Source organism: Micromonospora phytophila (assembly GCF_023656545.1).
Taxonomy (GTDB): domain Bacteria; phylum Actinomycetota; class Actinomycetes; order Mycobacteriales; family Micromonosporaceae; genus Micromonospora; species Micromonospora phytophila.
This window is the reverse complement of sequence record NZ_JAMOKF010000004.1, coordinates 76,751-82,750: the sequence shown is the minus strand read 5'-3', so window position 1 is coordinate 82,750 and position 6,000 is coordinate 76,751. Positions and strand designations below refer to the sequence as shown.

At 70.8% G+C, this 6,000-nt stretch carries 10 protein-coding genes and 1 pseudogene; 1 reads left to right on the top strand and 10 read right to left on the bottom strand.

Annotation, left to right across the window (positions count from 1 at the left end; all coding sequences use genetic code 11):
* The 10 genes from NCC78_RS01650 to NCC78_RS01605 form a co-directional block, all read right to left on the bottom strand.
* Nucleotides 1-468, bottom strand: a 468-nt coding sequence (locus tag NCC78_RS01650) for a hypothetical protein (RefSeq protein ID WP_250791252.1), incomplete at its 3' end; no start/stop codon positions are given.
* Complete coding sequence (locus tag NCC78_RS01645) at nt 446-778, bottom strand: hypothetical protein (protein WP_250791251.1); 333 nt, start codon at nt 776-778, stop codon at nt 446-448. The genes NCC78_RS01645 and NCC78_RS01650, both read right to left, overlap by 23 nt.
* A 29-nt stretch (nt 779-807) precedes the next feature.
* Nucleotides 808-1,665 (bottom strand): peptidoglycan recognition protein family protein, encoded by an 858-nt coding sequence (locus NCC78_RS01640; RefSeq protein ID WP_250791250.1) that lies wholly within the window; start codon nt 1,663-1,665, stop codon nt 808-810.
* Nucleotides 1,666-1,837: 172 nt separating this feature from the next.
* Nucleotides 1,838-2,056 carry a DUF397 domain-containing protein gene (locus NCC78_RS01635; protein ID WP_250791256.1) on the bottom strand — a complete coding sequence of 73 codons (219 nt, stop codon included), beginning with the start codon at nt 2,054-2,056 and terminating at the stop codon, nt 1,838-1,840.
* A 57-nt stretch (nt 2,057-2,113) separates the two neighbouring features.
* Complete coding sequence (locus NCC78_RS01630) at nt 2,114-2,494, bottom strand: hypothetical protein (protein WP_250791259.1); 381 nt, start codon at nt 2,492-2,494, stop codon at nt 2,114-2,116.
* Entirely contained in the window at nt 2,491-2,697 is a 207-nt protein-coding gene (locus NCC78_RS01625) for a hypothetical protein (protein WP_250791258.1), read from the bottom strand. Before NCC78_RS01625 ends, NCC78_RS01630 begins: the two co-directional genes overlap by 4 nt.
* Nucleotides 2,694-2,951 (bottom strand): hypothetical protein, encoded by a 258-nt coding sequence (locus tag NCC78_RS01620; protein WP_250791257.1) that lies wholly within the window; start codon nt 2,949-2,951, stop codon nt 2,694-2,696. The genes NCC78_RS01625 and NCC78_RS01620 overlap by 4 nt, the downstream gene beginning before the upstream one ends.
* A 225-nt stretch (nt 2,952-3,176) precedes the next feature.
* Complete coding sequence (locus NCC78_RS01615; RefSeq protein WP_250791249.1) at nt 3,177-4,025, bottom strand: helix-turn-helix domain-containing protein; 849 nt, start codon at nt 4,023-4,025, stop codon at nt 3,177-3,179.
* Nucleotides 4,022-4,543, bottom strand: a complete 522-nt coding sequence (locus tag NCC78_RS01610) for a DUF6879 family protein (RefSeq protein WP_250791248.1) — start codon at nt 4,541-4,543, stop codon at nt 4,022-4,024. Before NCC78_RS01610 ends, NCC78_RS01615 begins: the two co-directional genes overlap by 4 nt.
* On the bottom strand, nt 4,540-4,914 hold the full coding sequence (locus NCC78_RS01605) for a hypothetical protein (RefSeq protein WP_250791247.1): 375 nt from the start codon (nt 4,912-4,914) through the stop codon (nt 4,540-4,542). Before NCC78_RS01605 ends, NCC78_RS01610 begins: the two co-directional genes overlap by 4 nt.
* A gap of 426 nt (nt 4,915-5,340) precedes the next feature.
* On the opposite strand from NCC78_RS01605, the pseudogene NCC78_RS01600 reads away from it, so the two are divergent.
* Nucleotides 5,341-5,810 (top strand): annotated as a pseudogene (locus NCC78_RS01600) (hypothetical protein); the annotation flags it as partial.
* Nucleotides 5,811-6,000 lie beyond the last annotated feature (190 nt).

The following is a 6,000-nucleotide window of genomic DNA, read 5'->3' as shown; positions in this document are numbered from 1 at the left end:
GCTGGGGCCGCCCGGGCGGGCCGGGCCGGGGGCTGGGGCCGGGCGGGACGTACTTGAGGTCGGCCGGGGCCCGGCCCGGCCCGGTGCGCCCGTCGACGGGGCCGGGTCGGGGGCGGTGCAGCCGTACCGCCGGCGCATGTCCTGCACCGGCTTGTCCCTGGCGGTCAGGCGGTCGAGCACCACGCACAGGTCCTTCTGGGTCTGCTCCAGCCGGGCGTCCCGCTGCCGGTTGGCGCTGGCCTCGGCCGCCCGCCGTCCGGCCTGGTCGGCCTCCAGGGCCTGCACCCGCCGATCCATGCGCCCGCTGGCCAGGTCGTAGGCGACGACCGTGGCCGCCGTCGCGCAGATCAGCGGCAGCAGCGCGTACAGCGCGAGGAGTCGTCCCAGCCTGCGGCGGTCGTGCGCCACCACCGGGTCGTCGGCCACCCTCGCGAGCCGCCGGGTGTCATCGGTTCTGGGCGTGGTCACCGGGCCTCCCGCTGAGCGCGTCGGGGTCGAGGCCGGCGGCGAAGACGTCCAGCCGCAGCCGGGCGTACATCTCCCGGTAGCGGGCCACCTCCGACTCCAGGAACTGGTTGCGCTCCTCCAGCCGGGTCAGCCGGTCGTCGACCCGCCTGTCGAAGTTGGCTTCCCGCTGCACGTCGGCGGTGCGGCGCGTGCCGAGCAGTCCCAGCAGCGCGGTGGCCAGCGTCGCCAGCACCGCCAGCGCCCCGACGGCCACGGTGAGGCCGGAGACGTCCCCGCCGGCAGCACGGATGATCTGCCCTGCCAGCCACACGCTGCCCCCTCACGGGATCGGCAGGGCGCTCACCGCACCGGGTTGCGGTAGGCGGCGTTCCAGGTGTTGCGGCCGATCAGCCCGTCGACGTGCAGGCGCTGGTCGCGCTGGAACGCTTCGGCGAGCGCGCGGTACTCGGGGCCGTAGATGCCGTCGTTGCCGGCGCCGCCGAGCCACCGCATGCCCTTGCCGACCGACCAGCCCCGGCGGGACAGTTGGGTGGCCCACTCGCGCAGCCAGGCCCGGTCGGTGCGGCCCCGGAAGTAGCGCTCGTGCAGGCCGGACACGGAGTAGTCGGGGCCGGACGCCGGGCCGAAGTACCAGCCGGCGGGCAAGGGGAAGGCGATCGGCGTGCCGGGGGCGGGGCGACCGGCGGTTGGCGGCTTCGGCTTCGGCTGCGGCGTCGACGAGCCGACGAGGGGCAGGCCCGCCTTGAGCCAGGCGTAGATCTCGTCGCCGGGGCAGGAGGTGTTCCCGCGGTCGCGGTGGCCGAGGAGCGTGAGCCGCCGGCCCTTGCGGTCGTTGGCCTCGTCGTAGAGCCACTTGAAGGCGCGGCGGGCGGCGTCGGAGACGTCCTGGCGGCCGGCCTGGTCCTTGCCGATGATGCAGACGCCGATGGCCTCGGTGTTGTGGCCGGCGCAGTGCGAACCCAACGTCGTCCACCCGCGGCCCTCGTAGATGTGGCCGGTGATCGAGTTGATGAGGAAGTTGTAGCCCACGTCCGACCAGCCCCGGACCCGCATGTGGTAGTCCTGGATCTGGCGGGGGGTCTGCGTCGCCGACGCGGCGGAGTAGTGCCCCATCAAGACGGTCCGCTTCGACCAGGGCACGGTGTCTCGGGATTCGGGGGCGCGGGCGCCCCATTCGGCGCGGCTGATGATGTCCACTGGTTGTCCTCCCGGCAGCAGTGATCGTCTGTCGGGGGACAGCGGCTCTACGGTAGCGGCCCGGGGTGACGGGCGCGGGCCGGGAATGAGGCCCGCCGGCCGCCGCTGCGCGGACAGCGGCGACCGGCGGGGTCGTGCGGGGGCCGGCCACGACGCTGGGGCCGGCCCCGGGTCAGCGGGCGTGCGCGGGCAGGTCGAACTCGCCCGCCTTCGCGCTGGCGATGAAGGCGTCCCACTCGCCCGCGTCGAAGACCCGGGTCGGGCCCTGCGGGTCGCGGCTGTTGCGCAGCTCGACGTTGCCGCCGCCGAGGAACTGGACCTCGACGCAGTTGTCGCAGTTGGGGCCGGACTTGCTGGACTTGAACCACTGGCCGATCGGCCGCTGCTGCATGTCCACGGTGGTGCTCCTTCCGTTGCTTGCCGGCCGCTCCCGTCGCGGCGGGCGGGTCTACGTGCGCCAGATGTAGCGCAGGTCGTCGGGAGCGTTGGCGCGGAGGATCACCTTGACCAGCAGCTGCTCCAGCACCGACTTGCGGAACGGCGGGGCGATGCCGGAGAGGGTGGCCCGGCGCTCGGCGGCGGTCCAGGTGACCGCCTCGATGGCCTCGGCGGAGAGGGGGACCTTCCGGCAGCCGAGCGGGCATTTGTAGGTGCGCTCGCCGCAGTGCGGGTGCGGGTGTGGGTGCATGGGCACGTCGCACCGGCCGCACCACAGCAGGGTGCGCAGCAGGTACGGGTCGGTGCTGGCGGCCATGTGTCGCCGGCTCCAGGCGGCGGCCCGGCCGCACAGGGAGCCGCCGGAGATCAGGCTGGGGCGGGCGGCGTTCACGGCCGCCCCCCGTTGCCGCGCCACCGCTGCGCGGGCGTGGTCAGCACCGCGGTGGAGAGGATGACGGTCGGCCCGTTCCAGGAGGGCGGGGCGGCCGGGGTGGGGGGCCGGGCGTCGGCTTCGGGTACCGACGCCCGGCGGTCCGGGGTGGAGCGGCGGTGCAGCCATCGGGACCAGCGGCGGTGCCTCGCGGGGGCGGTCACAGCGCCCAGCCGTAGGCGTCGACCTGGACCTGCTCCGCCCAGCTAGCGGCGCTGCACGGCCAGGCGTTACGGCACCAGGTGCAGCGGCGGTCGTTGACGGCGATGAATGGCCAGGCGAAGCCGACGCGGACGACAGGGCCGTCGGGCTGGTGCGTGGCGAGCATGTGCCCGGCAAGGGTCAGCCTCTCGTTGGGGCTGAGGACAAGGTAGCCGTTGCTGGGGACGACCTCGCCGGGCGGCGGGGGCGGGACCACGAGCTGCTGCCGATATGGAGGGGAGCCCGAGCGGCCTGCCGAGGCGGCGCCGGACCTGCCGCTGTGTGTATTGCGCCGACCGGTAGATAGAACGACCACGAGTAGCCCCCAGCCTTCTCTGAACCCGGGCGCTCATCAGTGATCGAGTGGTCACTGTGCATCACGCCCACCAGTGACCGTATGGGCGGTCGCCGATGGCGTGCGAGGATGTTGCACGATGTTGCATCAACCCGCGCTGTCGTCGAGATCCCGGAGCGCCCCCGTGATGAGGGCCCGCGCCTCCCGGCCGTAGGCGGCTGACCCGGCGAGCCGTTCGAAGGCCCGACTGTAGACGGCGATGTCCCGGGGCTGGGTCAGCTTGTGTTCTGCGGAGATGGTTTCGACGAGGACGGTCTTCGCGTCGAGGATCCAGAACCCGTGCATGGGGAGAAAGCCGTGTGCTGCGCGGGTGGGAATGACACCCAGGTGAACGCGGGGGAGGGTCGAAAGGGCGAGCAGCCGGTCCAGTTGACCGGCGAGTACGTCGGGAGGCGCGACGCCCAGAGTCAAAGCGGCCTGGCAGAGCACCATGTGGAACCGGTGGTCGCCCCGGTAGAGGATGCTCTGACGCTCCATTCGCGCGGCGACGCCTTCTTCCACGTCGTCCGGCAGATTGTGAAAGTGGATGAACGCGCTGAGGATGGCGGCGGCGTACTCGGCTGTTTGCAGGAGTCCCGGGATGACCTGCGGCTCGAATGCGCGAAACAGCTTGGTGTCAGCCTCGAAGCGGACGCTTTCCCGTTGCCGCGCCCGCGTGCCGGACCTGAGCAGCCGCCGCCACTCGACGAACATGGTGTCGATGGAGCGCACGACCGCGACGAGGTCCGCCGCCTGGTCGTCGGCCCCGCAAAGCCGGCACCACGTGCATACGTCCTCCTCGGAGGCGTTGATGACGCCGTGCTCCAGTTTGGAGACCTTCGTGTAGTGCCAACCGGCGCCTGCGGCAAGCGCTCTGCCCGTCAGGCCGGCGTCCTGCCGGATGTCCTTGAGCCTGACCCCCAGCGCTTCCCGGGCCTGACGGGCAGGTGTGCTCACGTCGTTGCAGGTCGGTACTCGGCGTACGGAACCGCACGCGGCCACAGGTCGTCACGGGTTGCCCGGTACAGGTTCAGCTGCTCTGGATCGTCCTCTGCGGCGTAGCCGGCACCACGCCCATCCGGCTTGAACAGGCTGAGGACGAGCAGGTGGTCATCGAAAAGCCAGCAGTCCTCGGCGGGCAGGGTGTGTTCGGCTACCTGCGCACGCGGAAGGTACCTGACTTCCTCGCCGGCCTCGATGTTGCCCGGGTCCAGCTCCATCGCCCAGCGCATGTAGTCCGACAGGGGCTCCGTCACGATGCGCAGCCGCTGAACCTGAGTCCCTGCCGACGTCACCTCGCTCATGAAGGACAGCCAGTCCTTCCGCCATGCGAAGTCGTCCGGTATGCCGCGCAGCCACAAGTCAAACGGAACGTCCTCGTCTTCGACGTGGTACGTGTCACGCAGCTCCAAATGCCACGCAAGGATGCCGGGGCGGAACATCGACCGAAACTCGGCACTGGTGATGGGTTTCATCGACTGCTGGCCACCAGGTTCTGCATTTGGCGAGCCGGAACCTCGACACAGGTTTCGTGACTCGGGATGTCCATGAGGGCGAGAGCGGCCTCGTCGGTTACCCGCGCGCCCTGGATGAGGTAGTTGCCTCCCGTGGTGACATCGATGATGGGCTCCTCGATCCGGGTCACTTCTCCGTCGAGACCGTTCTTGGCCAAGTGGCGCATCAGTGGGGCGGGCACCTCAACGACTGTCTCCTGGTCTGTCTCTAGGGCGAGGGTCGCGGGATCGGCAACCTTCCAGCCCTGCACGACGTAGCTGTCTCGGTCCGTGGCGTACAGCGTGGGGGATTGCCCGCCCGTCGACTCCTTGCCCAAGAACGTTAACCGCATGCCCCTGCCTCCTAGCGATAGTTGCATGTTGTTGCCCGTCCGCTGATCGTGGGCCGCTGCGCATGCAACGTCAAGGGATCGTCTTGGTCGCTAGCGGCCGGATGCACGGCCGCAGTGGGTGATTGGGACCGCCGAAGCTGGCCTACGCTGGGGGCGAGGCGCTGGGGCGTGCGTACATCGAGATCGTCGGCGACGTGAGTAAGTTCGCGCCGGACCTGAAGCGCGGGCTGAGGAAGGCGCCAACCACCAGCGCGACCTGGACACCCCGCAGCACGCGACGGCGCTGATGCTGCTGGACAAGCTCGAGGGCGCGGAGAACACCTCGTCGGACAAGCGCCTGTACCTGCTGTCCGTTGATCCGAGCGGTGACGGGAGGGCGGCGTCGCCCTCGGCAATCCGGACACCGCCGGGAACACTGCGTTCCTGGTGCCAGGGGTGGGGACCGAGCTCGACGGCGTCCGCGGTCTGATCAACCGGGCGAGTCTCCTGCAGGACACCGCGATGAAGCTTGATCCGACCGGTCCGCCGGTGGCAGTCGTGGCGTGGCTCGGCTACGACACCCCGTCGGTCGACACCGACATCGTCACCGCACCGTTCGGTGGCAAGTCGGAGGCAGGCGCACGGGCCCTCGACGGGTTCGTCGACGGGCTGCGCGCCGCACACGACCCCAGCCCATCCCACCTGACCGTGGTCGGGCACAGCTACGGCTCGACGTACTCGGCGAAGCGGCCAGCACCGGCAACGGCCTCGCCGCCGACGGCATGATCGCCGTAGGTAGCCCCGGCATGCGCGTCGACAGCGCCAGCGACGTCCTGGCCGAGCAGACCGACGAGTGGACCGAAGGACGCCGTTACATGGGCCTGGAACTCCTCGCCAAAGCCCGCCTCGTCATCATCCAGCCGAGAAGACGACCTGGCCGACGAGGTCCGCCGCCCGGTCGTCTGCAACCTCATCCGCGACGCCCTCGAATACACCTGCCACGAGCGGATCCGCACCCGTGACTTCCGGGCCGGGCTCCCGATCGCGGAGACCGAGGCGGCGATCAGCGAGGCGCACGGTCTGCGACCGACCCTCGCGCTCACGCTC

Bases quoted from the DNA above. Each gene is read 5' to 3' on its own strand.
- NCC78_RS01635 (WP_250791256.1), bottom strand. From the start codon at position 2,056: ATGCAGCAGCGGCCGATCGGCCAGTGGTTCAAGTCCAGCAAGTCCGGC.
- NCC78_RS01610 (WP_250791248.1), bottom strand. From the start codon at position 4,543: ATGAAACCCATCACCAGTGCCGAGTTTCGGTCGATGTTCCGCCCCGGC.
- NCC78_RS01605 (WP_250791247.1), bottom strand. From the start codon at position 4,914: ATGCGGTTAACGTTCTTGGGCAAGGAGTCGACGGGCGGGCAATCCCCC.